The sequence below is a fragment of the Psychrobacter sp. SC65A.3 genome, assembly GCF_025642195.1.
Classification (GTDB): domain Bacteria; phylum Pseudomonadota; class Gammaproteobacteria; order Pseudomonadales; family Moraxellaceae; genus Psychrobacter; species Psychrobacter cryohalolentis.
Genome location: NZ_CP106752.1, coordinates 498,480 through 525,432, shown reverse-complemented (window position 1 = coordinate 525,432; position 26,953 = coordinate 498,480). Strand labels below are relative to the sequence as shown.

At 41.8% G+C, this 26,953-nt stretch carries 27 protein-coding genes; 16 read left to right on the top strand and 11 right to left on the bottom strand.

Translation table 11 applies throughout. The annotated features are described in order from the left end of the window. Positions 1–336: 336 nt before the first annotated feature. From OEG80_RS02225 to OEG80_RS02200, 6 genes are all read left to right on the top strand, one after another. Entirely contained in the window at positions 337–627 is a 291-nt protein-coding gene (locus OEG80_RS02225; RefSeq protein ID WP_041772646.1) for an ArsR/SmtB family transcription factor, read from the top strand. A 70-nt stretch (positions 628–697) separates the two neighbouring features. After that, positions 698–2,410: a SulP family inorganic anion transporter gene (locus tag OEG80_RS02220; RefSeq protein ID WP_263241533.1), complete on the top strand. Its 1,713-nt coding sequence runs from the start codon at positions 698–700 to the stop codon at positions 2,408–2,410. A 178-nt stretch (positions 2,411–2,588) separates the two neighbouring features. Further along, complete coding sequence (locus tag OEG80_RS02215; RefSeq protein WP_011514387.1) at positions 2,589–2,915, top strand: beta-lactamase hydrolase domain-containing protein; 327 nt, start codon at positions 2,589–2,591, stop codon at positions 2,913–2,915. Positions 2,916–3,038: 123 nt separating this feature from the next. Continuing rightward, a complete protein-coding gene (locus OEG80_RS02210) occupies positions 3,039–3,371 on the top strand; it encodes a TIGR01244 family sulfur transferase (protein WP_020444228.1) in 333 nt (110 codons plus the stop codon). Positions 3,372–3,540: 169 nt separating this feature from the next. Next, the gene (locus OEG80_RS02205; RefSeq protein WP_011514389.1) at positions 3,541–4,398 is read left to right on the top strand and encodes a bile acid:sodium symporter family protein; all 858 of its coding nucleotides are present in this window, start codon (positions 3,541–3,543) and stop codon (positions 4,396–4,398) included. A gap of 144 nt (positions 4,399–4,542) precedes the next feature. Then, entirely contained in the window at positions 4,543–5,283 is a 741-nt protein-coding gene (locus OEG80_RS02200; protein ID WP_263241529.1) for a glutathione S-transferase family protein, read from the top strand. A gap of 86 nt (positions 5,284–5,369) precedes the next feature. Here the strand turns inward: OEG80_RS02200 and ahpF are convergent, their stop codons facing one another. Beyond that, on the bottom strand, positions 5,370–6,947 hold the full coding sequence (gene ahpF / locus OEG80_RS02195; RefSeq protein WP_263241528.1) for an alkyl hydroperoxide reductase subunit F: 1,578 nt from the start codon (positions 6,945–6,947) through the stop codon (positions 5,370–5,372). Positions 6,948–7,471: 524 nt separating this feature from the next. Here ahpF and OEG80_RS02190 point away from each other — a divergent pair. The 3 genes from OEG80_RS02190 to OEG80_RS12955 all read left to right on the top strand — a co-directional run bounded on the left by OEG80_RS02190 (position 7,472) and on the right by OEG80_RS12955 (position 9,180). After that, positions 7,472–7,720 (top strand): YdcH family protein, encoded by a 249-nt coding sequence (locus tag OEG80_RS02190; protein WP_011514392.1) that lies wholly within the window; start codon positions 7,472–7,474, stop codon positions 7,718–7,720. Positions 7,721–7,834: 114 nt separating this feature from the next. Beyond that, positions 7,835–8,353, top strand: a complete 519-nt coding sequence (locus tag OEG80_RS12960) for a helix-turn-helix domain-containing protein (protein ID WP_442792446.1) — start codon at positions 7,835–7,837, stop codon at positions 8,351–8,353. After that, positions 8,341–9,180, top strand: a complete 840-nt coding sequence (locus tag OEG80_RS12955) for an IS3 family transposase (RefSeq protein WP_442792459.1) — start codon at positions 8,341–8,343, stop codon at positions 9,178–9,180. The genes OEG80_RS12960 and OEG80_RS12955 overlap by 13 nt, the downstream gene beginning before the upstream one ends. A gap of 118 nt (positions 9,181–9,298) precedes the next feature. Here the strand turns inward: OEG80_RS12955 and ahpC are convergent, their stop codons facing one another. Then, the gene (gene ahpC, locus OEG80_RS02180; RefSeq protein ID WP_011514393.1) at positions 9,299–9,865 is read right to left on the bottom strand and encodes an alkyl hydroperoxide reductase subunit C; all 567 of its coding nucleotides are present in this window, start codon (positions 9,863–9,865) and stop codon (positions 9,299–9,301) included. A gap of 278 nt (positions 9,866–10,143) precedes the next feature. Here ahpC and OEG80_RS02175 point away from each other — a divergent pair, with 278 nt between their 5' ends. Then, entirely contained in the window at positions 10,144–11,052 is a 909-nt protein-coding gene (locus tag OEG80_RS02175; protein ID WP_263241527.1) for a hydrogen peroxide-inducible genes activator, read from the top strand. Positions 11,053–11,093: 41 nt separating this feature from the next. Continuing rightward, on the top strand, positions 11,094–11,765 hold the full coding sequence (locus OEG80_RS02170) for an HD domain-containing protein (protein ID WP_263241526.1): 672 nt from the start codon (positions 11,094–11,096) through the stop codon (positions 11,763–11,765). Here the strand turns inward: OEG80_RS02170 and OEG80_RS02165 are convergent. The 7 genes from OEG80_RS02165 to OEG80_RS12920 form a co-directional block, all read right to left on the bottom strand. Beyond that, entirely contained in the window at positions 11,743–12,348 is a 606-nt protein-coding gene (locus OEG80_RS02165; protein ID WP_263241523.1) for a TPMT family class I SAM-dependent methyltransferase, read from the bottom strand. The genes OEG80_RS02170 and OEG80_RS02165 overlap by 23 nt on opposite strands. A 134-nt stretch (positions 12,349–12,482) precedes the next feature. Then, complete coding sequence (locus OEG80_RS02160) at positions 12,483–13,139, bottom strand: M48 family metallopeptidase (RefSeq protein ID WP_263241522.1); 657 nt, start codon at positions 13,137–13,139, stop codon at positions 12,483–12,485. A 1-nt stretch (position 13,140) separates the two neighbouring features. Next, on the bottom strand, positions 13,141–14,718 hold the full coding sequence (locus OEG80_RS02155) for a DUF1513 domain-containing protein (RefSeq protein ID WP_263241521.1): 1,578 nt from the start codon (positions 14,716–14,718) through the stop codon (positions 13,141–13,143). Between the two features lie 3 nt (positions 14,719–14,721). After that, the gene (locus OEG80_RS02150; protein WP_263241520.1) at positions 14,722–15,885 is read right to left on the bottom strand and encodes an imelysin family protein; all 1,164 of its coding nucleotides are present in this window, start codon (positions 15,883–15,885) and stop codon (positions 14,722–14,724) included. Positions 15,886–16,006: 121 nt separating this feature from the next. Further along, positions 16,007–17,680 (bottom strand): di-heme oxidoreductase family protein, encoded by a 1,674-nt coding sequence (locus OEG80_RS02145; protein ID WP_263241518.1) that lies wholly within the window; start codon positions 17,678–17,680, stop codon positions 16,007–16,009. 279 nt (positions 17,681–17,959) lie between these two features. Then, positions 17,960–19,408, bottom strand: a complete 1,449-nt coding sequence (locus tag OEG80_RS02140; RefSeq protein ID WP_263241517.1) for an imelysin family protein — start codon at positions 19,406–19,408, stop codon at positions 17,960–17,962. 313 nt (positions 19,409–19,721) lie between these two features. Next, a complete protein-coding gene (locus OEG80_RS12920; RefSeq protein ID WP_011514402.1) occupies positions 19,722–20,375 on the bottom strand; it encodes an OmpA family protein in 654 nt (217 codons plus the stop codon). A gap of 606 nt (positions 20,376–20,981) precedes the next feature. On the opposite strand from OEG80_RS12920, the gene OEG80_RS02125 reads away from it, so the two are divergent. The 5 genes from OEG80_RS02125 to minE all read left to right on the top strand — a co-directional run bounded on the left by OEG80_RS02125 (position 20,982) and on the right by minE (position 25,667). Continuing rightward, a complete protein-coding gene (locus OEG80_RS02125) occupies positions 20,982–21,950 on the top strand; it encodes an acyltransferase (protein WP_181209665.1) in 969 nt (322 codons plus the stop codon). Positions 21,951–22,130: 180 nt separating this feature from the next. Beyond that, positions 22,131–23,246: a hypothetical protein gene (locus OEG80_RS02120; protein WP_263241516.1), complete on the top strand. Its 1,116-nt coding sequence runs from the start codon at positions 22,131–22,133 to the stop codon at positions 23,244–23,246. Positions 23,247–23,332: 86 nt separating this feature from the next. Further along, positions 23,333–24,205: a septum site-determining protein MinC gene (minC, locus tag OEG80_RS02115; RefSeq protein WP_263241515.1), complete on the top strand. Its 873-nt coding sequence runs from the start codon at positions 23,333–23,335 to the stop codon at positions 24,203–24,205. 359 nt (positions 24,206–24,564) lie between these two features. Further along, positions 24,565–25,377, top strand: a complete 813-nt coding sequence (gene minD, locus OEG80_RS02110) for a septum site-determining protein MinD (RefSeq protein WP_011514406.1) — start codon at positions 24,565–24,567, stop codon at positions 25,375–25,377. A gap of 2 nt (positions 25,378–25,379) precedes the next feature. Continuing rightward, positions 25,380–25,667 carry a cell division topological specificity factor MinE gene (minE, locus tag OEG80_RS02105; RefSeq protein ID WP_011514407.1) on the top strand — a complete coding sequence of 96 codons (288 nt, stop codon included), beginning with the start codon at positions 25,380–25,382 and terminating at the stop codon, positions 25,665–25,667. A 174-nt stretch (positions 25,668–25,841) separates the two neighbouring features. Here minE and OEG80_RS02100 read toward each other — a convergent pair whose 3' ends face one another. Next, the gene (locus tag OEG80_RS02100; RefSeq protein WP_263241514.1) at positions 25,842–26,369 is read right to left on the bottom strand and encodes a cytochrome b; all 528 of its coding nucleotides are present in this window, start codon (positions 26,367–26,369) and stop codon (positions 25,842–25,844) included. Positions 26,370–26,454: 85 nt separating this feature from the next. Beyond that, on the bottom strand, positions 26,455–26,949 hold the full coding sequence (locus OEG80_RS02095) for a hypothetical protein (RefSeq protein WP_263241513.1): 495 nt from the start codon (positions 26,947–26,949) through the stop codon (positions 26,455–26,457). Between the last annotated feature and the right edge of the window lie 4 nt (positions 26,950–26,953).

Sequence of the window (26,953 nt, the reverse complement as noted above, 5' to 3'; positions counted from 1 at the left end):
TTATATGAATGTTTTAATTTTCGATGAATTGTTACGTATAATAGGACGATATCTATCGTATTTAAAATAAGTATATCAATTGGCTATGAGTATCAATATAGCAATTATTATATACTATATCAATTTATATAATGTAAATAATGATAACTTGCTATAAATGGCGATATGATTGATAATTAACCCTATACAGTTATATATAATTTTTCCATTTATATTTTTATCTCTTATCTCTTATCTAAGGAGCTCGCTCTGATCACTTCTACTTCAGTACTGAGCACATTTGATACCAATGGTGACAGCAATGACGGCTTTGCGCCAAAAGACCTTGCTGAAAAAATGCAGCAAGCATCAATGCAAGCCAGCCAACTGCTTAAGTCACTCTCGCATCCTGATCGCTTGCTCCTCCTCTGTCAGCTAACTCAAGGAGAATACTGCGTCAGCGAGCTTGAAAGCTTAGTTGGCGTTGGGCAGCCAAGCTTATCGCAGCAGCTCGGTATTTTGCGTAAAGATGAGCTAGTGACGACACGCCGTGAAGGCAAGCAGATTTACTATAGTATCGCTAGTGATGATGCATTAGCCGTACTAGAGCTGTTATATCAGCGTTTTTGTGCCCCTGCTGAGGCATAGATGATTGGCTAAATCTCATTGATTAAATTCTGGTGTTCATGAACATTTTTTATTGTGAGGACGTACTGCCATGCCCTCTATTGCCACTCGACTGATACCTGTTTGGTTACGTCAATACCAGCTGTCTGCCTTGCCAACCGATATCATTGCAGGGATAGTCGTTGGCGTGCTCGTTATTCCGCAAAGCTTGGGCTATGCGGTCTTGGCAGGCTTGCCTCCAGTCTATGGCTTATACGCGGCTATCGTGCCTGTGGCGGTATATGCGTGGCTCGGCTCTAGTAATGTACAAGCCGTCGGACCTGCTGCTGTGACCGCCATTATGACTGCAAGCGCGCTGCATCCTTATGCGGATAAGGGCGCTGAGCAGTATATATTGATGGCAGCCCTACTAGCACTCATGATGGGTGCGATTTTGTGGCTGGCAGGACAGCTGAAATTGGGCTGGATTATGCAGTTTATCAGCCGCGGCGTCTCTGCTGGATTTATCAGTGGTGCCGCTGTGCTTATCTTTATAAGCCAGCTTAAATATCTAACTGGCATACCTATTTCAGGCGATGGCTTAATCGGTTATTTATCGAGCATGCAGATGTATGCCAATCAGCTGCATCCGTTGACGCTAGTAATTGGTATCAGCGCCTTTGCACTCATGCTTCTTAATCGCTATGGTAAAAAATGGGTTTGGCAGTCTTGGTTATCCGCCTCTTATGCGAAATGGGCAGAGCGCCTGTTCCCTCTTATATTGCTGACCGCTGCAATCGCTCTCAGTATCGTTTTACATTGGACGACAAGCGGTGTGGCAACGATTGGTAATGTACCGCAAGGACTGCCAAGCTTTACAGCGCCATATCTGCCAGACTTTCATGAAGCGCTCAATTTATTACCGACTGCAGGACTGATGGCGCTGATTGCGTTTGTATCGAGCAGCTCTGTTGCTAATACTTATGCACGTTTGCGCGGTGAGCTATTTGATGCCAATCGCGAGCTGACAGGGCTTGGACTGGCTAATGTTGCCGGTAGCTTTTTTCAAAGCTTTCCTATCGCTGGCGGATTTTCGCGTACGGCTATCAATGTCGATTCAGGTGCCAAAACGCCTTTAGCGAGCTTGGTCACAGTGTTAATTATGATAGCTGCCTTGATAGCATTTGGGTATCTGCTTGCCCCGCTGCCCTATGCAATTTTGGGCGCAACCATCATGGCAGCTATCATAGGTCTTATTGACATAGCGACGCTAAAGTCGGCATGGCACCGCGACCGCTTAGATGCAGCAAGTTTTATCGCCGCGTTTGTCGGCGTATTGATATTTGGGTTAAATACAGGGCTCGTGATTGGACTTATGGTGTCATTTGCTAGCTTAATTTGGCAGTCAAGCAAACCGCATGTCGCTATCGTTGGGCAGCTCGCAGGGACAGGTCATTTTCGTAATATTAATCGTCATGACGTAGTGACCTTTCATAATCTATTGATGCTGCGTATTGATGAGAGCTTGTTTTTTGGTAATAGCGAATCAGTGCATCGTCACGTGGTACAAGCCACGCGTCAATATCCAGAGGCAAGCGAGATTATTCTTATTATGTCCGCCGTTAATCATATCGATTTGACCGGACAAGAGATGCTTATCAGCTTAAATCAAGAGCTATTAAATCAAAATAAGCATTTGAGCTTTAGCTTTATTAAAGGACCTGTCATGGACATCATTGAGCACACACCGGTGATTACTGATTTATCAGGACACGTTTATTTAAGCACTATGGATGCAGTTAATGGTTTAAAAGACACTCATTAATGTCATTTGTACTGTTTATTAGGCTAAGAATAATTAATGGTTATCTATAACATATAGATATGATAAAAGCTGTGTTATGCTAAATTATTAGGATTACTAAAAAAACTACTAGCCTGTAGCGCTTTTTTTGAACTCATTATATCCTCTACTTTTTTTATAACCTTTATTGATATTACTTATGACCGATGACTTAACTATTTATAAACAAATTTACCCAAGCCAATGTATCAAAATTGCAGAGCTTGGCTACCGCTCTGTGCTCAATATTCGTCCTGACGCTGAGGTTGATTCGCAGCCTAATAGCTGTGACTTTAGCAGTGCAACGGCGAAAGCCAATTTGAATTATCAGCATTTACCCTTTGATGATGAGCGCTTGAGTATGGCGACTGTGGAGCAGTTTGCTGCTTTTTATCGTACGATGCCAAAACCCATATTGATGTTTTGTGGTACGGGCGCACGTGCCAAACTGTTGTACCAAAGCGCATTGATGCAAGGGCTGATATAAGCGTTGATATAAAAAGGCAATAAAGCTTACATACTTTATCTTTAGAAAATTATCCATTGCGCTTAGGCTTTGTATTCTCGTACTATCTATTTAATTTTAATATAAAAAATAAAAGGAGCTCTTATGAGCCATCAAGTAAGTATCACCGGACAAATCACCCCTGACCAAATTCCAATGATTGCAGAAAATGGTTTTAAAACCATTATTAACAATCGTCCAGATGGTGAAGAGCCGAACCAGCCAACCAGTGCTGAGATTGAAGCCGCTGCTAAAAAGGCAGGACTTGCTTATAAAGAAGTGTCTTTTGCTGGTAGTGAGCTAAATCAAAACCACGTTGAAGAGTTTGCTGACTTTTTTAATCAAGCTGAGCAACCAATGCTGATATTCTGCCGTACGGGCAATCGCTCAACTGGCATCTATGAAGCGGCTAAGCGTATGGACTTGCTAGACGACTGATATCATAATCAATAATTTAAAGCAATAAACCAAGAAGCCCATATAAAAATATGGGCTTTTATAATATTTAAGACTATATTTTAGATGCTGTAAAGCAATATATCGCCACAAGGAATGGGCGTTATAAATATAATGCAAGTATAACCGTTAACTTTACAAGGAATGTTCCATGAGTAATACCGCATTAGCTCTGCTGCCATTAGCCCTTGCTTATATTATGTTTACCTTAGGAACAGGGCTTAAGCCCAGTGACTTTAAGGTTATCGCAAGTCACCCCAAAGCATTCTTTATAGGGTTGATTAACCAAGTTGTCTTTGTACCACTCGTGGCTTTAGCAGTCGTCTTACTGATGTCGCCACCACCTGCCATCGCCTTTGGTATTATGCTGATTAGCTTTTGTCCCGGCGGCGTGACCAGTAATATGCTCACCTACTATGCCAAGGGTAACGTAGCACTGTCGGTCGCGCTCACGGGCGTAGTCAGTCTATTATCAGTAGTGACCCTACCTATCTTAATCACCTTGGCTTTCAATCACTTTATGAAAGACCAAGCAGGCTCTATCAGTGCAGTAAAAATCGGCGTTGTAATGTTTTTATTGACCACCTTGCCAGTGACGATAGGTATGCTCGCCCGTTATAAATTCACTGATTTTATGGTGCGTAGAAGCGGCATCTTAAATGGCTTAGCCAGTGTCTTTTTTGTCTTAATCGTCCTTGCTGCTATTGCTACTAATTGGCAATTACTACAGGAGCAATTGGCTTCTATTGGACTTGAGCTTGTGCTGATTATTGTCACCTTATTTATCATCAGTATTTTGACAGCAAAGGCGTTACAGCTAAGCTGGTTTGATACCAAAACCATCGCTATAGAAACCAGTATTCAAAACAGTACGACGGCGATTACCTTAGCCCCTATTATTATGGGCGTGAGTACATTGCCGGTCATTGCCCTACCCGCTGCTTTATATGGCGTACTGATGTATGTGATTGCGCTGCCAATTATTTTTCTGATTAGGAATAAAAACTGATTGAATAAGTAAGCCTGAATGAGACTATGAGCTATGCCCGTCTATATCGGATGGGCATTTGCACAATGAAATACCTAAATAACAAAATCGTTTAATTCAAGTAGCCTATAAGTGCTACTTTTTAAAAAACTATAGAGTATGACTATGAAAAAACCGCTACTCATTATCGGTAATAAAAACTATTCATCATGGTCACTGCGAGCTTGGCTACTACTCAAGGCATTCAATATTGACTTTGATGAGCAACTGATTGAGCTGTTTCATTCATCAGCGACACCCATTCTCAATGAACATGCGCCAACAGGAAAAGTGCCGGTTTTGATCTATGGTCAAGGTGATGAAAAAGTTACGATATGGGATACTTTAGCGATTGCCATTCATGCCAATGATTATCTGACAGACTTAGATATTTGGACAGGATTGAGTAAGTCTCATACTGAGAGCAATACTAGCAACAGAATAAATAGTGCTTATTGCCAAAGTATCATTGCTGAGATGCACTCAGGGCTAATAGGTATCCGTAGTGAGATGCCGATGAACATTCGAGCGACTGCTAAAATACGTCCGAGCGCTGCTTGCTTAGCTGATATTGCCCGTATTGAGCATATATTTGTAGAATGTTTGACCAACAGATCGTCAGATAGCTATTTGTTTGGTGATTTTACTGCCGCTGATGCGTTTTTTGCTCCTGTTGTTTTACGGCTGCAGACCTATGCCAAGGCTTCAGGAATCATATTAACACCGCTTACTGAACAATATTGCCAGACTCTTCTAGACAATCCCCATGTCCAAGCATGGCAAAAGTCAGCACTTAAAGAAACTCGTATCATTGAAGAAGATGAAGCAGGTGAGATACTATCTGTAGAAGGGATATTGGCTGAATAGCATTTACTTAACGTCTATAAGTAACAAAGCTCCGATACCTATTAGGATATCGGAGCTTTTTATTTTAGAAAATATTAAAGACTGGCTTACTGCATAACCAAGTATTCGAAAGCTGATAATGCCGCTTTACTACCTTCACCCATCGCAATATTAATCTGCTTAAAGGGTACGGTCGTGACATCACCACAAGCAAAGATACCTTTGCGATCTGTACGGCAGCGCTCATCAATTTCAATCTCACCAAAGCGGTTTAAATCGACAAAGCCTTTAACGAACCCAGTATTTGGTATCAAGCCAATCTGTACAAACACCCCTGCAACATCAAGCTTTTTATTCTCGCTGCTATTGCGATCTTGATAGACGATAGACGATACTTTACCATCAGTCGCTTTAATTTCTTGAGTCGCTGCACTGGTAATGATATCGATATTTGCCTTTTCTTTGGCTTTATTAATCAATACCTGATCCGCTTTCAAATCATCAGCAAACTCAAGCACGGTCACATGCTTCACGATACCAGCAAGATCTAATGCCGCTTCGATACCAGAGTTACCACCACCGACGACGGCAATATCTTTACCTTTGAAGAATGGACCATCACAGTGCGCACAGAAAGCCACGCCTTTACCGATGTTTTCTTCTTCGCCAGCGACCCCAAGCTTACGCCACTGCGCACCAGTCGCCAAGATAATACTACGCGTCTCAAAGGTCTCACCGGTATTTAGATGAATGCGATAATTTTCATCAGATGTCTCACTAATCTCTTTGACACTGACGTGCTCTTTAAGCGTAATATTATATTCACGCAAATGCTTTTCGAAGTTCATCGAGAGCTCGCCACCTGTGGTTAAAGGTACTGAGATTAAGTTTTCAATATCTTGCGTATCTTTTACTTGCCCCCCAATACGGTCAGCCACCATGGTGACTTTTAAGCCTTTACGCGCGGTATAAATCGCAGCAGCAACCCCAGCTGGACCCGCACCAATAATCGTCACATCTTGTTGCTCTAACTGTTCAGCATCATCTTCAGCTTCTGCTAACAAATCAGGGAATTGCTCTTGTAACTTCTCAATCAATTTAGCCGTGTCAATCAGACCATTAGCAAATGGCTTGCCGTTTAAGAATACTGCTGGTACGCCTTGGATATTATTCGCTTCTACTTGCTCTTGGAATAGTGCACCATCGATCATCTCATTACTGATGTCATCGTTTAGCAGCGCAAATTGGTTTAGCGCTTGCACAACTTCTGGGCAGCTGTGGCAAGAAAGCGACACGTAAGTTTGAAACTGTAGTGGCTTATTAAAGCGTTTAATCAGCTTTTGAATGCCTTCGTCAAGTTTTAAGGTATGACCACCAGCCTGTAAAATTGCCAATATCAATGAGGTAAACTCATGACCACCTGGAATACCACTAAAGACAATACCTGTATCCGTCAAAGCACCATCAATGTGACTGATTACTTTAAAACTGATTGGGCTTGGCAAACTGTCATCGTTAGCTTGTGCGTCAAAATTAATCTTATCTGTCGTACCGGCGATTTTGCTCAAAAAATCAATCAACTCAGCACGCTTGCTATGCTCGCCACTACCTAAGACAAAGCTGATTGGGCGGGTCATATTTACGCTATAGCTCTTTACTGCATCTAATAAGCTTTGGTCTATCATAATTGTTCCTTGTTATTATCGAATATGTAACGTCAGCATCAGTGCTGCGCGTTTAAATGAGTAAGAGTCATATGCCAATACTGCTATTTATATGCGGCATATAACCTTTGATACGTCTATTATCAAAGGTTTGAGGGTTTTGAGCAAGCGGATAAACTCAAACCTTATGTTTTATAAAACCTATCATAAATCAATATTTTTATTTAATTCCAAAATTACTTCTAAATGATAATCAATACTAACTATAGTATCTAAGTATTTTTTTCGCTACAATCGAGTGAAGCGGATAGAAGAATTCTATGCGTGTTATGGCAGATTTACTTTTACAAGTATTCGATAAATCTGTTTATCAAACATACTTTTTAAAAGTAGATTCGCTGGTATTAAGCCTCATCGTTATTCAGTTAAATAACGGTTCGGTTCCATAAAATCTAAGTCTCATAATTATAGTAATTCATCAAAACAATCTTAAGACCATGCGCGGATGCTTATACAAGCTTGCGCTTCATAACAAGGATGACAAGATGAGAAAGACAGATACATGGCAAGATAACAAAGATATTATTGCTGAGCTTAAACAAAAAGACAGTCACTTTGCGACTATCTTTGATGAGCATACCCAGCTAGACCAGCAAATCAATCAGCTTGATAAAGATATGGTCACGCACGCTAGCCGTGAAGAAGAAATCGAGCAGATGAAGCGGCGCAAGCTGCATCTAAAAGATGAGATTTATAAAATAATCGATAAAAATAAATTAGGATCTCATGCCTAACTAATAGTTATTTAGACCATTAGCTATCATGAAAAATGATAAAATTTAGATAAGAAAAAACCCCATTAGTGAACCGACCCCCATAAGTTGGACACAACTTATGGGGGTATTTTTATGCGTTACGATCTAGACTTTAAGATGCAAGTCATCGCATACTATCGGCAAGGACATACCGGACTTGCCACAAGTGAGAAGTTTAAAGTAGATTCGAAACTTGTACAAAAATGGGTTAAGCAATATCAAAGCGGTGGTATAGACGCGATCAAGCCAAAGACAAGTAAGGCCAAATACAGCAGTGGGTTTAAACTTAACGTACTAACCACCATGCTTAAAGATGATTTGAGTCAATCTGAGGTGGCACTTAGATTTAACATCAGCTCACCGGCGCTAATCAGTCATTGGCACAAAGCATATCGACAACAAGGCATGTCTGGCCTAATATCCAAACCCAAAGGTAGAACCGCCATGAGTAAACCCTTTATCACAGACAAACCAGATGATGAGAAAACCTTAGCAGAGCTTAAGCGTGAGAATGAGTACCTACGTGCAGAGAACGCCTACCTAAAAAAGCTCGATGCCTTGCTCAAAGCGGAGGAACAAGCAGGCAAAAAGCAAGGCTCATCGAAGCACTAAGACAAGCGCACCCTTTATCTGCTTTGCTAAACATCGCTAAGATGGCTAAGAGTGTCTTTTACTACCATAGGTGCCAGTTTGACGTTAAAGACAAATATGCAGACTTAAAACAGCGTATTGCTAAGCTGTATCATAAGCACAAAGGCAGGTATGGCTATCGCAGAATAACGGCCGCGCTAAAGCAGTTAGATTGTCATCATAACCATAAGCTCATTGCTAAGCTGATGCATGACATGACCCTTAGCGCAAAGATAAGACGTCAGAAGTATCGCTCCTATAAAGGACAACAAGGTAAGATTGCGAAGAACTATTTAAAACGCCAGTTTCATGCAGATAGACCGAACAAGCGCTGGCTCACCGATATTACCGAGTTTAAGGTCGGTGATGATAAGCTGTATTTGTCGCCCATACTAGATTGTTATAACAATGAGATTGTCAGTTATACACTCTCAAAGAGACCGACTTATGACTTAGTTGGCAAGATGCTAGGTGATGCTTTAGCAAAGACGAAAGCGTGTCGTGATAAGACGCTCATGCTACATTCTGATCAAGGATGGCATTATCAAATGAGACTGTTTGGACAGGTGCTGAAACAGCATGGTATTAAGCAAAGTATGAGCAGAAAAGGCAACTGTTTGGATAATGCGCTCATGGAGGGGTTCTTTGGTACCCTAAAGTGTGAGACGATTTATATTGAAAAGCCTAATTCGATTGAAGGTTTAGAGAAACAGATTCATGAGTATATTCACTACTATAATCATGAAAGAATTCAACTCAAACTAAAAGGACTGAGTCCTGTTAAGTACAGAACTCAGTCCTTGATATAAACTAAACCGTCTAACATTTGGGGGTCAGTTCATAGCATAAGTTAATGGGGTTTTTTATACTTCATTTAGTATGATGAATAAGCAGATACTGCCTTCACACTATCCAAGCAATATTTGCTTAGATTTTACCAACTAAATCAAGGCTTGGTTTTAGCGTTTCTTGACCGGCTTCCCAAGCGGCTGGGCAAACTTCGCCGTCGTTTTCACGAACATATTGTGCCGCTTTTACTTTACGTAGCATATCTTTTGCACTACGGCCAATACCACCAGCATGGATCTCAGCAACTTGAATTAAGCCGTCTGGATCTACTAAGAATGTACCGCGCTCAGCTAAACCTGCTTCTTCAATCATGACGTTAAAGCCACGAGTGATACGGCCAGTAGGATCACCGATCATTGGGTAAGTTACTTTACCGATTGCTTCTGAAGAATCATGCCATGCTTTATGGGTGAAATGTGTATCCGTCGATACTGAGTACACTTCTACGCCTAAACCTTTTAACTCGTCGTAATGACCTGCCATGTCTTCAAGTTCAGTTGGGCAAACAAAGGTAAAATCGGCTGGGTAAAATAGGAAAATTGCCCAGCTGCCTTTTACGTCTTCTGAAGTAATGGTTTTAAATTCACCATTTACAAACGCATCTGCTGAAAATTCTGGGATTTCTTGATTGATAATAGACGCCATGAGTGGCTCCTTTTTTTGATTGATTAAAGTTTCGTTAATTGAAATTTATTTATAGATTTGCATCTATTAACCCTTACACTATCGGGGCTACCTGACAAACTATACGCGAATTCTATGGTTAATCCAGTTAAAAGTTTTTAATGTGATGTTTTGTTTTATTAAACTTGTTAAACTATTCTCTCTACTTTTTATATCTATACATCAGTGAACATTGATAGTGTACACAAGATAAATAAGTAAAACAAATTACATGAAAAACTCATTATTAGAGAGGTTTTATGATTACTTTACGTCAACTTGAGTTCGCCTTAGCCGTTGCCAAACACCGTCATTTTAAACGTGCAGCAGAAGATTGCAATATCTCGCAATCGGCGCTGAGCTTGGGTATCGCTGAGTTGGAAAAACAGCTTGATACACAGATTTTTGAGCGAAATAATAAACAAGTCTTGATCACCCCTATCGGTGAAGATATCTTGGTGCGGGCGCAGCGGGTGTTTTCTGAAGTCAACGACTTGACCACGCGCGCGCATAGCCATCAATCGCCGCTTGCCTACCCTATGACCGTTGGTATTATTCCAACGATTGCGCCTTATCTGCTACCAAAAGTGTTGCCTGCGCTGCGTGAGCACTATCCAGAATTTCGTATGACTATCGTCGAGCAACAAACAGAACGCTTGCTTGAGCAAGTACGTTATGGACATATTGATACCGCTATTATTGCCCTACCTTATGCGGTAGATGGCTTACATAGTTTTGAGTTTTGGAGCGAAGACTTCTTTGCCGTCTTCCCAAAAAATGATGTACATGCCAAGCTCAAAACGATCAACGCTGATGAGCTGGCAACAGCAAATCTCATGTTACTTGGCGAAGGGCATTGCTTGACTGACCAAACGCTATCTGTCTGCCATTTTGACCGTGCGCAGATGAAATCCAGCTTTTCAGATGCCAGCTTAAACACACTTATTCAAATGGCACTTGCCAATATGGGGACGACATTAGTGCCAGAGATGGCGTTAGACCAGCTGCATCTGCAAAATCAAAATGCAGTTGCGGTGCCACTAGCCGAGGAAGGACCGCATCGTCATATCGCCTTTGTCACTCGTTTAAATTATGCCCGCGTCGATGATGTTAATTTATTAGGTAAGCTCTTTAAACAAGCATTTGAAGATGCGGCTAGTAAGAAGTAAGCATTTGCTAATAGATTGCAGTCATTAAATAAAGGCTAACTATGGACGGGTTGTCGCAAATAGATACTGAGCTTGGGACGACTTTCGAGTGGCATTTAACGGCTATTAATAATGCTATTGAGCCAGCAATATTAAAAGCACTTTGGCAAGATATCGCCGTGCGCTATAACGAAAGCCAGCGCGCTTATCATAGCTTGCAGCATATTCAGCAATTATTTTTGCAGTTCGAAAAGATTAAGCATCAGCTGCATGAGCCGCATATTATCGCTTTGGCGCTCTATTATCACGATATCATTTATGATCCAAGGCGCTCAGATAATGAACTAAAAAGTGCAGAATATGCGGTAGAAGCATTAAAAGGATATCTGAGTGCTGAGCAATGCCAACATATCTACGCACTGATTATGATGACAGCCACTCATGAGCTGCATGAATGTCTAGATACCGATACCGTCAGTGACGCCGCTTATTTCTTAGATATGGATTTAAGTATTTTGGGTACGCCTTGGTCTGAATATCAGGTCTACGCACAAGCGGTGCGTCAAGAGTATCGCCATATAGCAAACGAGGATTATCGTACTGGGCGTATTGCGGTCTTGCAGAAATTACTCGCACACCCAGTACTTTATTTGACAGCGTATTATCATAACCAGTTCGAAGTACAAGCTCGAGACAATATCAAGCGTGAAATCAGTCTTTTACATGCATCTTGATAAAAAGCTCACTGCCTTGCCGTGCTGGGTGTGAATTGTAACTCGGCTCCATAATATCAATGTTAAAATGAGTCGCAAAACGCTGCTGATATTCATCTTTTGTACCGCCAAACGGCGGCTCATCTCGCCCAAAATCTTTGTCAAAGAGCAACCCAATCAGCTTACCATTCGGTTTCAGTAATGCTGCCATCTGCTGCATATACTCGTCACGGCGTGATGGATTTATCGCACAAAAAAACGTCTGCTCAAGCACCCAATCAAACTGATATTGCTCAGGCGATAACTCAAAAAAGTCGGCACAGGTTAAATGCTCAACTGGAAAGTCAGGATAACGCTCAGCAAACGCTGCAATCGGCGCAGGGGCAAAATCAACCAAAGTCACATTGGTAAATCCTTGCTCATGCAGATAACCGACCTCGTAAGCATTACCTGCCCCTGGAACCAGAATCGCTTGGTCTTTGGCAGATTCGGGCAGTTGGTCAATATAAGCTTTGAGCGGTGATGACACCTGTCCCATATCCCAGCCGATACTATCCTCTTCATAACGCTGCTGCCAAAACTGCGCTTGATTGACATTTTCCATAAAACATCCTTGTCTCTCTAATTTTCTTATTCAACACGGTTTATATAATATACTCATTAAACAACACATTTTGTATCGTTATTATCTATCATATCAAGCTTATCGACATTACTGAAACCACCTAAGTATTATCTCTAATCGAGCTGACCACCTTTACCCGCCAACATATCGTGCCAACGCTGATAGTCAGGCATCGCAGTCGCCACTGCTTGCCAGAACGCGCTACTATGATTGGGATGATGTAGATGACAAAGCTCATGGACGATGACGTATTCTGTGCATTCAATAGGGTAAGCAGGCAAATAGATGGATAGCCAAATACGGCGTGCGCGAGTGTTACAGCTGCCCCAGCGCGTATGCATCTTTTTTAGGCGTATCTCATTGGCTGTTGCACCGACAATCGGTTGCCATTTATCAAACAATGTAGGCATTGCTTCAAAGAGTTGCTGCCGATAGTAGGCAATCTTTTTATCGTGGTTTAAGGTGAATGGTTGCTTTATCCCCCACAATAGCAAGGTGCTGTCAGCCTTTGAAGGAAATTGTTGGCGCTTATATTGTTCTAAGACTTGTGGGTGGTTTTCTATCGCCCATGGCACACGCTTCGCTATAGCCTGTGCGACTTGTGCTGAGCTAATAAACGATGGCACAGACACCATTAGTTTATGTGGCTTTAAGCGAAAATTAATATTTTTAACCCGCTTTTTGCTTATTTGTAATTCAATGCTTGCCTCTGACAAACATTGAATAGTGTTTTGCAACAAAGGACTATGGTACTCAGGTGTCACATTCATATCATAGTGCTTGCAAATGATTATCAAAAGACATTGTATGGCGTCTGCTATCTGTGCCGATATTGTCATTTTTGGCGATAGCGTCTGATTTTAGTTCTGAGTCTAATATTGTTAAATCATTGACCGTTAATCTGGTTAATTGACCTTGCCCATCACTAACGATAAAACCGGATTGTTGCTCTATATTAGTCTTAACAACATCGTTACCACTGCATATATTACGGCTATAAACGGAAGCACCTGCACAATCTGCCAAACTGACAGAGTTGATTAGAGCTCGAGTCGTTAAATCAAATATTGCTGCACAGCCACCCATTGGCGTGGTTACACATAGTAAATTGCGTTTACTATCAACCGCAACGCTAGCGATATATTGGTGGAAGCGTTGCCATTGGTTATTGGGCATAATAAGGGGTTTAAAGTCAATATCACCGCGCTTATGCGTCAATACTAATGGCACATTGATATGCTTTTCACCTTGGAACTGAATGCCTATCATCACTGTGCCATCATCGTGCATGGCTAGATGACGCACACTCATTTGATTATGCTCAGGCATAATTTGTTCAAGTAAATCGCCATTATGGCAGTTTAGGTACACCAATGATGGATGCATAGTATCGAGATTAAGCTCTTCACGCGATGCTCTCTCGGTCTTGATACCGCCATTAGCAATTACCAACGTTTTACCGTCTGGATGCATAATGAGCTCATGTGGACCTATACCGTACGATTCAAATTCTGCTATTTTTTGATAACTATTTTTAACATCATAAACACCGATTTTGCCGTCTAAAACTAGCGTATCATTTTCAGTCACGTATAACTTTGAGCCATCTGAACTATAGCAAGCATGACCATAAAAATGACGGTTGTTTGCAGCGTTGATCAAAAATTTTACTTGTCCTGTCGCAATATCAAGCACCCAGAATTTTTCACTAGGACGACGACCCATGACCACAACGTCACGATTTTGGTTGTGATTAACAAAGGTGTTTTGAGAATCAAAGGCAGGTTGGACGACAATATCATGGACACGTTCAGGCATGGTCGTTTGCCAAACGATTTGTCTATCGGCATCAATACCGACTACACCAAAATCGTTTTCATCCCTCTCACTTAGCAGTGAGATGTCTTTTGGCATAGAAGCCACGCCACTGACCCAGTATACAGGGCGAGTCAGCATAGTAGTGGTATGCATTGACCTAAAATCATTCGCAGACAAATCTCGGCTACTAGTCTGGTTATCATCCATTGGTAGGCGATACGCTTGTTGCCACGTTGACGCTGCCTGCTGGCAGGCGTAGCGCAAACGTCTAAGCGTTGACTTGGAACCAGTAGCAGCTGATTGCACAGCATTCAATTGAGCATAAATACCGCTCACATAATCTTGCAGGCGAGCATCAGCTAGGCGTTGCTTACGATAACGATGATGAATACCGACGAATGTTGCCGTACCAAGCGCTGTCAATAATGAGGTTGTCAGCAGCTCATGGCTAAACGGTTTTGCTTTTAGCGCATACGACTGCCTATGATTTTTATTCACTGAGACCTTTTGACTCGCTTTGATAATAGCCATTATTTAATCACCGTCGTTACTGTTAAAGCCGACACGGAGACCAAGTGCCGGAATCAATTGACGCTTGATTAAGCGCGTAACGCTAGTAAGATGATCATATAATTCTTGCTGCGTGGCTTTATCGGCAGTGGCTAAATCTTCTGGCATTTGTGCCAATAACGTAGTGGTATCAGCGAGCGCAGTCGATAGATTGTCAGCCACGTTATTTTCACTATTGCTGCCCAAGATAGCAGTCAGTACCGGATCGGTCATGGCTTTATTTAAAGTCGCTAATTTTGCATTGATAATCGCGCGGCTTTGCTCTGCGGTCGCAGCAGGTAGATGACCTTTGGCTTTACCGCTCAAGCCTAATGGCTGATCAATGGCGTTAGATTTCATCGTCTCAACCAACGACAGTAGGGAATTAATCCATTGGTTCAATCCTTGGTCGCTTTCAGCAGTTTTATCAATTGCTAATAGCTTAGTCGCATTTTGTTGCCAGTTTTTCTCAATAGCTTTTAAGCGTGTGCTCAGCGCACTGCTCGCGCTTATAACATACGCACACTGGCCAGCGTCCAAGCTGTCATTGGCATAAAGCACCTCTTCTAAACCGGGCACACCTTGGACAACGGCACTTTCGTTAGCAAGTTGTTCAGCGGTCAGTTTTGGATTGGCAGCGATAAGGTCCGCCACTCCGCTATGTACCAAACCGCGCTCGTCAGGGTAATAATTGATATAAAGATTACTCATACTGGCGGTAGCAGGACCGAAGTTGACCATTTCAGCACTTGCCCATGCTTGTGCCAATACTAGCCACTGGTCACGTAGCGCTTGCAATTCATCACCGCTGACTGGCGCTTGTTGACAATGCTTTTGTGCCAAATCATGCAATAAATCACTTTGTTTCGCGGCGTCAGCATAAGCAGGTATGACAATCTCATTAGCGACATGGGTCAAATAGGTTTTTTCAGTCTCAGCACTGATATCGACAGCGACTATTTTTTCAACATTCTTATCTGTATTGCCATCAACCGCAGCATTTTCGCCAGTTTTCAGCTCAGCACTGTCTTGTGCAACTTGGCTATCTACTTCAGCCGCTTTATTGTCATCAGCAGGTTTGACGCAGCTAATAAGTATGCCAGCACTTAATGCCGAGAGCGCCATTGCTAGCGCATGGTTTATTTTCATAGAGTTCTCAGTAATATTATCAATCGTTATCGTCGAGTATCAGTATCGTAGTGACAGAGCTCTCAGGCGGATAACCTTATCTATCTGTCATTGAAAGATTAAAAAATACACAGTCAGGCGCTTATAATGACTGTAAAAACGCACTCAATTCAGTACGTCCCTGTTTATCAAGCATCAGCACTTTTTGCTGCTGTTTTTTGGCTTCGCCGCCATGCCATAGTACCGCTTCCATCAGCGTGCGGGCACGGCCATCATGTAAAAACGTCGCTTGCGGATCAACGGTTTGAGCGAGTCCAATTCCCCATAAAGCGGGCGTACGCCACTCATAAGAATTGGCTAAAAACTCAACCTGCAAGTTTTTTGGCGGCAGTTTGCCAGCAATAGTGCGATCCGCAAGCTCATCACCCATGTCATGTAACAGCAGATCTGTATAAGGATAAATCACTTGTCCATGCTGCTCAAGATGGTCATCAGCGGTTTTTGGCAGCTGATATCTTGGTGTATGGCAGCTTTGACAACCCATATCATAAAAGCGTTTTTTACCTGCTAATACCAACTTATCCTCTGCATTACGGCGGTGCGGTACTGCCAAATTACGCGTATAAAATTCTACAAATTTTGCTACCTCATCATTGACTTCAACCGCAGGCTTACCATTGCCTTGCTCATCTGCGCCCGTTATCGCATTATTACAAGCGGTTTGTGTTGGCGTGCAGGATTCATGTGGGCGGATATTTGAAGTTAAACCCATGTCTTCATTAAAGGCGCTTTGATTTTGAGTAATCAGCTTGGTTTGCCCTGCTTTCCAGCCAAACCGACCTAAGCCAACTTTACCCGTTTGTGGGTCCATGACCCAGTTAAATTTACCCTTAATATCATTGCTGTTTTTATGATTGCTAGCCGCTTGTTTTTTAATATCCGCATCAGGTATTTGTTCAAGTAGCCCAAGCCCAATCATAGGTAAAGCAACACGTGGCGATACCATCATCTCATCATCAAACGTACCATACCCTGGATTGGTCAAGTTAAAGGTTGGTGCGCGCAAGGTTTCGATATGTCCATCGGCAAATGTAACTGGTTTATCTGTCCACTGCACGGCAATTCTTGCTTCTGCTGGCACGCCTTGAATACCGCGATCTTGCAATTGACCACCATACATAGGATGAGCAACTTTCTCAATAAGTGAATCTTTTAACTGCTGACGCTGTTTATCCGTGGTCGCTGGCATCGCCAAACGAATCAGAAAACTATCGGCATCGTCCTCAGCAGTCATAGGAGCATGACCACGACCGTCTTTGACATGGCATGACTGGCAGGCAGCGACGTTAAATAACGCACCAAGACCATCACGGCTATCCGTACTGGCAGGTGCAATTACCCACGGCTGACGGAAAAACGCATTACCAATAAAGAACGAGCCTTTGCGAGATGCGGTAATGTTCGATGAAGGTTTAGAGTAGCTCTCACTACTAGTAATACTAATCCCAGTATCACCGCCTTGCTTGATTTCTTGCGGATCAAAGCTTGCAAGCTGCTGCATAGGTACGCCAGCGAGTGTTTCGATGGTTCTGAGGCGTTCAGGAGTCAACACTTCTGATTGCAAGCTGTCTTTATTGACTGCATTATCATCAGTGTCTTTGACTGGCTGACAGGCACTGAGTGACAAGGCACCTACTAATACCAGTGATAAGGTAAATAGCGCAGACATGCCGACAGAGGCAGTTTTAAACTGGGATATAAGAGAAGAGTGGAGTATGGGGCGTGGTTTGCTGATAAAACCTTTCTTGACGTGCATAGAGTACCTTAGTTCTGGTATAGAACCATTAAAATCGCATGCTATAAAATTTTTTATTGCTAGTCGATAAGTGACAGCGACACGCTGATTTATCTGGCTATTTTAATACGCTATGAAAAAACACGTTGCCAAGCAAAATTGACAACGTGTTCATTATACCTATATTGTTTTCTTATGAAAATAAGTCTCATTCACTGTTAGCGACTCATTAGGCATTATCGATCAATGCTATGTCAATCACTGCTATGCTTGCTGTTAAGACAGTAAATTAGTGAGCAATTAAAACTGCGAACCTGCATCTGCATCTAAATTGTCAATACCGACGGCTTTTGCGGCATTTTCAATACCAGCTGTCAGCTCTTGCAGACTTGTGATACTGGTTTCAATCCAACCGCGACGCTTGTTTTGCTCTTCAGCAGAAACACCATGTTTACTCGCCTGTCCTACAGTGGCAATCATCTGATCAATCTTGATATTTTCTTTTTCACCTTTTTCAACAATGACATTAAAGGCGGCTTCTACTTTTGCAAAATCAGCAGCCAATTTATCAGCAGCTTCAGTATTTCCTGTATCGATAAGATAGTTTTTCAGTCCATAACCACCTACGGTTTTGCCCGCGACTGTTTTGTAACTACCATTAAAGACATTCTGGATACCGCGAGCGTTATTGGCATAGCTTAAGTGTGTCAAGTCACTAAAACACTCATGCTCATCTTCAGTAGATCCAGTGACGAACGCTACTTGGATGCGCTGAGAGGCAAGCTCCCCAAGTGCTAAGCTGCCCATTTGATACATAATTTGGCGCAAACTATTGCTATCCCTACGTGCCATCATGTCGCTACGCAAGGTGTTTTCACTGTCAGGTTGCCACTGCGCTTCCATCGCGGTCAAATCATCAACCAGTAGTTGAGTTGCTGCTTTTAGATACTGTCCGCGGCGCTCACAGATACTAGCGTCAGGATTGACACTCTCGCCGCTAGTGCATTGACCATCAGTCGTTAGATAATCACTGAACGGGCGGTTGCCAGCACCTTCAGCGACGCCATTGGTATCTTGACCCCATAGCATAAACTCAATAGCATGGTAGCCTGTGGTCACATTGGATTCACTACCGCCAATCTCATTCATCTCTGCGAGTAGCTCAGGCGTGATGGTACTGGTATCTTGCTTGAGGCTACCAACGCTAATGCTATCGCTATTAATGATGTTGTCTTTACTACTGTACTCGCCTTCATAGTCAGCGCTTACGTAGTCAATCAATGCTTCATCTAAAGGCCAAGCATTCACCTGCCCCTCCCAGCTGTCCGTACTACCAATATTACGATTGTCGTTGGCAGTCACAAAACCTTCATCGAATCTAAATACTTCAGTCTGTGAGTATGGCTGGCGCGCGGCTTTATAAGCGGCTTTTGCAGCATCCAAATTGGCTTGCGTTGGTGTTTCTATATAAGTATTGACGGCGCCCTGTAAAATCTTTGCCATCTCTAACGAATCTTTGTATGCAGCATGTGCCATATCCGCATAACTGATAAGCAAGCGATCCATATGAGCTTTATCAGCAGCTGATGAAGTTTTGCTAGCTGTTTTCTCTGCGGTTTCAACTGGTGCATCTGTGGTCGCTTTTTCATCAGACTGTTTGCTACAACCTGATACCATCAATATCCCTGTCAGTGCAGCAGCTAAAGTAGTCGGTAAGATTTTACGGCTTGTCACTGTCGTGATATTCATAGATGTCCTTGATGGGCTGCAAAATAAATAAGAGATAAGATAAATCTTTCACATCGATACTAGTAATGAAAATAGGCGAAACCAGCACTGTATCGGGCATTGAAACAGCTTGATTATAGATAATAGCAATGATCAGTTTGCTATTGAAAACTGAAAAAATAGCTATCCGCAAAATAAATGCATGGGAATTATAATGTTATTGATAACTATTATCAAATATAATTTCTTAATGAAAGACAAAATTCAAGACAAAAAAAAGGCCAGCTTTATGCTGACCTTTTTTCGATATTAACTATTAGCTAATCATTTAAAATTAACGAACGCTTTGTGGTGCGTTAACTGTCAGCTCAACACGGCGGTTCTGTTGACGACCAAATTCGCTATTGTTATCAGCAACAGGACGTGACTCACCATAAGCAACAACATTGATACGGTTAGATGCTACGCCACGCGCACTTAAGTAGTTCGCTACTGCATAAGCACGGTCACGTGATAACTTCATGTTATAAGCATCAGTACCTTTGCTGTCTGTATGACCAGCAATAGTGATGGTGTTTTGGTTATACTCATTCATTGTCGCAGCAAGTTTATCAAGCGTTGGCTTAAATGAGTTGTTCAAAGTCGCATCATCAAACGAGAAAGTGATGCTACCTGGCATAACCAGATCAATGTTACCGTTAGCGTTTGGCTTAACCGTTACGCCAGTACCAGCCATTTGTTGCTCAAGCTGACGAGCTTGACGCTCCATATAGTAACCAACGCCAGCACCTAATGCAGCACCAATAGCAGCATCACGACCAGTTTTATCACCACCAGTCGCTTTTGAGATAGTCGCACCACCTGCAGCACCAGCTAGAGCGCCGATAGCAGACTTGTTAAGACGTTGTTGTCCAGTGTTAGGATCAGTGACACAGCCAGTAAGAGCCAAACCTGAAGCGATTGCTGCAACCATTAATGTATTACGCATAATATGTCCTCTTAAGTTGAAAAAATAATCGTACTTTTATAAAAGACGCTAACGACAAATTAGCCATTAACTATATTGTTTGGGTGTTTATCGACACTAAAAGTATTATGGCAATCTCATTCTAATTCTGTGTAATATTTTGTCACATCTATGTATGAGAAGTGCATAAGTGTTGATAAATACGATTTTGTTAAATGCATAATTTGCTATCGCAAGTCACGTTTACAGCCGTACACTCTATTTTTTTCTGCTAAAATCACTCAGCAACATTAGAAGAATAAAAGTAAGGGTCTTATCACTTAAACGCTCTTTTATTAACAGCCAGTGCGAAAATATAAATATGAAATCACTCTACATAGAAGACTCTTTACTTATTAAAGCCTTATCTATATAAGGCTGCCGTTAACTATTAATATTAGCAATATCTGTAGGCTAAGTGAATATGACTACACTATCAAGAGTCTAGCAAAGTCAAAATGCGTAAAAATAAGACTTATTATGTGTTGTCTTATTACCTGCAAGCTAAGCCTTCGAGGCTATGTAGTGTTAGAAATACTTAAAACATACTATTGATATATTTGTAAAATCAACAGAGAGGAATGGGTCATGCGCTTAAACGCCACCATGCAAAAACTCCATCAGCGTGCCCCTAAATTGGGCAAAGCGGTTTCGCTAGCAACGGCAACGGGTGTCATTGCTGCCAATAGCTTTGGTGGTAGTATTCCCTTGTGGTTGATGGGTATGGGCAAAATTATCACTGGCGCACCTATTGCAGATCAAACAGTGATTAAAATTACCAATCACTGGATTAGTAGTAACAATGCCTTAATAAAAAACCTCTTACCAAGAAAAGATTGGCGCATCACGCTACCTGATGATGTACATGTGCATGGCAAATATCTGCTCGTCAGCAACCATCAGTCTTGGGTTGATACCAGTATTGTGCAGTACATTAGCGAAAAACGCTTACCCCTCACGCGATTTTTTACGAAATTTGAGCTGATTTATATCCCGATTGTTGGTCAGGCTTTTTACTTCTTAGATTTTCCGATGATGCGTCGTCACTCTAAAGAAGCAGTTGCCAAAAACCCTGCTTTAAAAGGTAAAGATATCGAAGAAGCAAAGCGTGCTTGTGCGTTATTAAAAGACAAACCTTTTACCTTGCTGAACTATTTAGAAGGCACACGCTTTACCAAAGAAAAGCATAATAAGCAAAACTCGCCTTATACCCATCTACTGAAACCAAGAGCTGGCGGTTTATCGCTGGCGATTAGTGCTTTAGGTGAACACATCGATGGTATCTTAGATATGACCATTGTCTATCCTGATGGGGTACCAACTTACGGGGATTTGTGGAAAGGCAATATCAAACGCTTAGGCGTTGATGTGCGCTATCTTGAAATACCTGATGATTTATTTTCTGGAATCAAAGAAGGTGGCTATGAAAACGATGAGGATATAAAAGCACAAATGTTTGATTGGGTAGAGCATGTTTGGCAACAAAAAGATCAGCGTATCACCACTATGTTGGCTGAGTTTGAAACCAATCCTAAGGTTGACAATTCGAGCAATTAAATGACAGGATTCTTTGAAAGAAGATAAATGGCAAAATACCAAATTATAATGGTTGATGGGTTGTTTTTTGGCATTATTCATTGATAATGTGAATGACCGTTAGAACGCTGTGTTGATTTTGTTGTGATTGGTGTAATACCTCTCATGACTGCTGCCATTTATTACTTATAAGGACTGACTGTGCCCGCCTCTTCCATTACTCGCCCGCCCATAGAGTCAACGTCCACGCTCAATCAGTCCTTAGCAGGGTCAGAGCCACCAACAGGGTCACCAGAGACTCCGCCTTCAAGACCAAATCGTCCTAAACCAAATCGTTTAAAGCTTACTTATGATATCGTGATGATTATCGCCATCAGTATTGATTTATTGGTTATCAGTACTGATGCTATTTTGATGAGTAGTTTTAGTAGTGACGCGGCAAACTGGCTTGGAATTTCCAATCAATTAATCTGGTATCAAAGTAATATCCATGACTCATTACGTACCGTGGGCGGCTTTTTTACCTTGTTTTTGATTGCAGAGCTGCTATTACGCTGGGCGATTGCCATCAAAGAAAAAATCTATTACCGCTGGTTCTTTTTTCCTTTTGTGCATTGGTACGAGGTATTAGGCTGTTTTCCGCAATTGCGTGCGCTGCGATTATTTCGCGTTGTTATTATCGGACGACGACTATATCAACTAGGCTATCAAGTATTGCCCCAGCCATGGATCAATAGAATCAACTTCTATATCGATGTAGTATTAGAGGAGTTGTCTGACCGCGTTATTTTAACGACCATTCAGACCTTTCGGCAAGAGCTTACTGATCCGAAGAGGCAAAAATCGTTTATCGACTCTACCATCTCGCGCAATCGTGATGAGATTGAAGCCGCTATACTGTCACTACTGCGTAAAGAGATGACACCAAAACTACAAGCTCTAACTGAGTCAGCAGGTGGCGGCGCTATTATCGCTAGTGAAGTGGGCAATGCGATCCAAGATGGGCTTGCCAATACGCCAGAATTGCGCCGCTATCTGCGTATGATACCTATTGCGGGTAGCTTGATTGAATCACAGCTACAACATGTGGGGCAAAATATTGGTGAAAATGTGGTTTATGCGCTCAACGAGCGTCTGCTTGACGCCGAACGCCTTGACGCATTGATGGTCGCTATCGCTAGTGGGATCGCTCAAATCGATACAGACAATCCGGCATTAGACCATCTCATTGCTAGCATTATCGATGATGGTCTGACAGAATTTGAAGCGCAAATAAAAGTTCAACAGTGGAAGCATCAAGACTTGCTTAAATTATAGAATCTTTAAAGCTTTAAAATAATGATTTGATAAGAAAAATATCACCACGAATATAGCATTACGATTACCTTTTGAGGATGTAAATTATGACCATTGCCGACAACTATACCGACACTTCGTCAGCCACGCCTGCTTTAGCCTTTTATGGCAAAATGCTGACCTTTTCACGGGTACAGTTTAGTACCGATGACTTTGTGGCGATTGCTGCTCAATTACAAAGCACGTTGAGCAATAAGAGCAGTCATATTCCTGTGTTGATTGATAGCGAGGTTGAGCAAGATCTATCAGCACTGGTCGAGTTGCTATGGTCTTGGGGTTTACAGCCTATCGGCGTCGTGACAGGGCTACTTGACGCGCAAGCACGTGAGCTACGCTTGGCAATATTTCCAGCAGATGGTAAGCGTATTGAGCGCATTTTACCCAGTAAAAAAGCAGTAACGCAACTAAGCCACGTTGCTGCTTCTACAACGGCTGCTACTGATAATAGTGAGTCTAAGACGGATAACGTGAGTGCTCATCAAGCGCTACAAACAAGCGCAGAAATGCAAGCTGATTCATCTGTAGAAACAGCAGAAACCCTTATCAGTACTGAGCATATTACCAGTCTTATCTATGATCAAATGCTGCGCTCAGGACAAAGTCTCAATCATGTCGGTGGCGATTTGATTTTGACCAACAGTGTCAATAGTGGCGCTGAAGCTATTACTGATAATAACTTGCACGTTTATGGTCGTGCTCAAGGTCGCTTGGTCGCAGGTGCTACGGGCGATAAAGACGCACGCATTTTTTGCCAAGTTTTTAACCCCTCTCTGGTGTCAGTCGCCGGTACTTATTGCTTACGCGACAATCTGCCTGAGCATGTGATTGATAAATCGGTCGAAGTGCGGTTTTTAGAAGGTCAAGGTTTGGTATTTACGATCATTGATGAATCTCAGATTAATAAAGGCATCAAACCCTAGTTATTTATATAGATATTGTTAAGGTTAAAAAGTAAATATGTCAAAAACCCTTTTAATTCATATTGTAGTAAGTTTATTTAACAAAACTGCGCTATGATGAATTTTTAGCTCTGCCACTATTTACCACACTTACGTCCTTATATATCAGTTAGGTAATCGCTTAATATTATATCTTAGCCGTTTGTATGCTTTAATAGAGACTTGCTATAAGTTCTGCTAGATTTATGCTAGGCTTACGCTCGCAGAGAGTATATATACAGTGTATGGACGACCAGAAAGCATAATGCTTTATATATAATATATATGCTGTTTTATATAATATATCTCATCAATTCATCAATTTATAGGAGTGTGCCATTGTGGCGAAGATTGTTGTAATCACTTCGGGTAAAGGCGGTGTGGGTAAAACCACGACCAGTGCTTCTTTTGCCGCCGGTTTAGCATTACGTGGCTATAAGACAGTTGTTATCGATTTTGATGTAGGCTTGCGTAATCTAGACTTGATTATGGGCTGCGAAAATCGAATTGTTTATGACTTTGTCGATGTAATCAATGGCAATGCACGCCTATCACAAGCGCTTGTCAAAGATAAGCAATTGGAAAATCTTTACATTCTACCTGCCAGTCAAACGCGCGATAAAGATGCGTTAACAGATGACGGTGTGGCAGAGATTATGGAAGAGCTTTCTAAGCAATTCGATTACATTATTTGCGACTCACCTGCAGGTATCGAACGCGGCGCGCAGCTCGCCATGTATCATGCGGATGAAGCCATCATCGTTACCAACCCTGAGATCTCATCAGTACGTGACTCAGATCGCATCATTGGTATCTTGCAAAGCCAGACGAAAAAAGTGGCTGAAAACCAAGGTTCTGTACGTGAGCATCTGATTATCACACGCTATAATGCAGAGCGCGCAGCAGCCAATGAGATGATGGATATTGAAACCATCTCAAATGACATCTTAAAAGTTCCATTACTGGGCGTTGTTCCTGAGAGCCATTCCGTGCTGGAAGCTTCTAACCACGGTGAGCCCGTGATTCATTATACCGACTCTATTGCTGGTCAATGTTATGATGATATTGTCGCTCGCTTCCTAGGGGAAGAACGTCCATTACGTCATATTGATGTGAAGAAAAAGAGTCTATTACAGCGCTGGTTTGGGGGTTAATAATGAGTAAGAAAAAAGGATTTTGGAGTAGCTTATTTGGTACTGATGACAGCAATGCAGGCAGTGCCAATATGGCAACTGAGCGCTTAAAGGTTATTGTCGCAAGTGAAAATCGCTTAAACAATCGCTTGACCGCAGACCGTATCGAAAAAATGAAACGTGAGATATTAGAAGTGGTCAATAAGTATGTCAATGGCGTACAGATTGATGATGTCAATATCAATCATCGTTCTGAAGATAGCTTGGACGTGCTTGAGATGAATATTAATTTACCTGAGCATAAAAAGTAAATTTATAGTTAGCCTATATTTATTTTGATCATCAAAAAAAGCCCTGTGTATGATACGCAGGGCTTTTTTACGGGTATATTTTACACTGTGGAAACTACGAAATAGATGCCATCTCTTAATACAAAAGTGCTATAAGCAGCACTTTTGATATGTCGTAACGACATTAAAAGTCTATTACTTGATACGTGCTATGAGATTGTCTTTTTTCACAAACTGATGATACAAAGCCGCCCCGATATGAAGCACAGTAAAGGCGATAATCATTGGCCAAATGATATCTACATGCCAGTCATTAAAGAGTCGAGCCAACCCTCTATCTGGGGTTACTAGTACAGGTATCTGAAATATACCAAATATATCAACCGGACGGCCACCATACAAAGACATCATTAACCCTGCTATTGGCATCGCAATCAACAGAGCATAAAGTACAAAATGCGACAATTGGGAAAGCAGCATTTGCCATTTCGGCATCAATACTGCTGGTGGCGCTTTGGTAAAGATGCGATTAATGACTCGTGCTATCATCCAAAATAATAGGCTAACCCCAAAGGCTTTATGTAGCCCAATATAGAGATTGCTATCTAGGTTGTCATATAAAAAAATCATGGTCCATGTAATCAGCAATAAAATCGCGCTAATCCAGTGAAAAAATCGACTGGCAAAGGACCATTTTGTTAGGTTGGAATGAGTAGTATTCATAAATTTACTGTGTTACCTCTGTCGCTACTGATTGCTTAATAAGCGCTTAGGCATAGATATAGATAGTGACTATCTAATGAGCAAACTAGCCGCCTAAATCTACCAATTGATGCGCAATTTTATCCAAATCTGGCACCAAATACAGCATATTATCAATCATGACCGTCTGAAAAAGATAGGATAGCACAACCTCTTCTTGTACACGTTCATGAACCGTATCGATATTGCTATTTGACTTGATAAAATGCTCAGGTAGCTCAACATCTTTCACATCAGAGATACGCGCCTGTAGTTGACGCACCTCACCTGTAGTTTGCAAAGCAATACGATGCGCTGATGTATTTCCTTCCAATATAACCATCTTATCTGGCGTTTGATGGCTCGGTAACATATGGAACACAGCGATTTGTTGCTGTTGCCACTCATAAAATTGCGTATATTCGCTGTACTCATCTATACTCAAAATCAAACCACTAGGAACAAGCCAATCCGGCTGATCAAGCGCTGGAATGATCGTCACATCGAGCATACCATTAGTGGTGGTCAGTAAGCTTACTGCCTCAAATGAATGTTTTAACATCTGT

Coding starts and splice junctions, on each gene's coding strand:
- OEG80_RS02100 (WP_263241514.1), bottom strand. CDS start 26,369: ATGAATACTACTCATTCCAACCTAACAAAATGGTCCTTTGCCAGTCGA.
- OEG80_RS02210 (WP_020444228.1), top strand. CDS start 3,039: ATGAGCCATCAAGTAAGTATCACCGGACAAATCACCCCTGACCAAATT.
- OEG80_RS02220 (WP_263241533.1), top strand. CDS start 698: ATGCCCTCTATTGCCACTCGACTGATACCTGTTTGGTTACGTCAATAC.
- OEG80_RS02150 (WP_263241520.1), bottom strand. CDS start 15,885: ATGAAAATAAACCATGCGCTAGCAATGGCGCTCTCGGCATTAAGTGCT.
- OEG80_RS02190 (WP_011514392.1), top strand. CDS start 7,472: ATGAGAAAGACAGATACATGGCAAGATAACAAAGATATTATTGCTGAG.
- OEG80_RS02170 (WP_263241526.1), top strand. CDS start 11,094: ATGGACGGGTTGTCGCAAATAGATACTGAGCTTGGGACGACTTTCGAG.
- OEG80_RS02225 (WP_041772646.1), top strand. CDS start 337: ATGCAGCAAGCATCAATGCAAGCCAGCCAACTGCTTAAGTCACTCTCG.
- OEG80_RS02125 (WP_181209665.1), top strand. CDS start 20,982: ATGCGCTTAAACGCCACCATGCAAAAACTCCATCAGCGTGCCCCTAAA.
- OEG80_RS02205 (WP_011514389.1), top strand. CDS start 3,541: ATGAGTAATACCGCATTAGCTCTGCTGCCATTAGCCCTTGCTTATATT.
- OEG80_RS02160 (WP_263241522.1), bottom strand. CDS start 13,139: ATGAATGTGACACCTGAGTACCATAGTCCTTTGTTGCAAAACACTATT.
- OEG80_RS02175 (WP_263241527.1), top strand. CDS start 10,144: ATGATTACTTTACGTCAACTTGAGTTCGCCTTAGCCGTTGCCAAACAC.
- OEG80_RS02140 (WP_263241517.1), bottom strand. CDS start 19,408: ATGAATATCACGACAGTGACAAGCCGTAAAATCTTACCGACTACTTTA.
- OEG80_RS02145 (WP_263241518.1), bottom strand. CDS start 17,680: ATGCACGTCAAGAAAGGTTTTATCAGCAAACCACGCCCCATACTCCAC.
- minC (WP_263241515.1), top strand. CDS start 23,333: ATGACCATTGCCGACAACTATACCGACACTTCGTCAGCCACGCCTGCT.
- ahpC (WP_011514393.1), bottom strand. CDS start 9,865: ATGGCGTCTATTATCAATCAAGAAATCCCAGAATTTTCAGCAGATGCG.
- OEG80_RS02155 (WP_263241521.1), bottom strand. CDS start 14,718: ATGGCTATTATCAAAGCGAGTCAAAAGGTCTCAGTGAATAAAAATCAT.
- OEG80_RS02095 (WP_263241513.1), bottom strand. CDS start 26,949: ATGTTAAAACATTCATTTGAGGCAGTAAGCTTACTGACCACCACTAAT.
- ahpF (WP_263241528.1), bottom strand. CDS start 6,947: ATGATAGACCAAAGCTTATTAGATGCAGTAAAGAGCTATAGCGTAAAT.
- OEG80_RS02200 (WP_263241529.1), top strand. CDS start 4,543: ATGAAAAAACCGCTACTCATTATCGGTAATAAAAACTATTCATCATGG.
- OEG80_RS12960 (WP_442792446.1), top strand. CDS start 7,835: ATGCGTTACGATCTAGACTTTAAGATGCAAGTCATCGCATACTATCGG.
- OEG80_RS02215 (WP_011514387.1), top strand. CDS start 2,589: ATGACCGATGACTTAACTATTTATAAACAAATTTACCCAAGCCAATGT.
- OEG80_RS12920 (WP_011514402.1), bottom strand. CDS start 20,375: ATGCGTAATACATTAATGGTTGCAGCAATCGCTTCAGGTTTGGCTCTT.
- minE (WP_011514407.1), top strand. CDS start 25,380: ATGAGTAAGAAAAAAGGATTTTGGAGTAGCTTATTTGGTACTGATGAC.
- OEG80_RS02165 (WP_263241523.1), bottom strand. CDS start 12,348: ATGGAAAATGTCAATCAAGCGCAGTTTTGGCAGCAGCGTTATGAAGAG.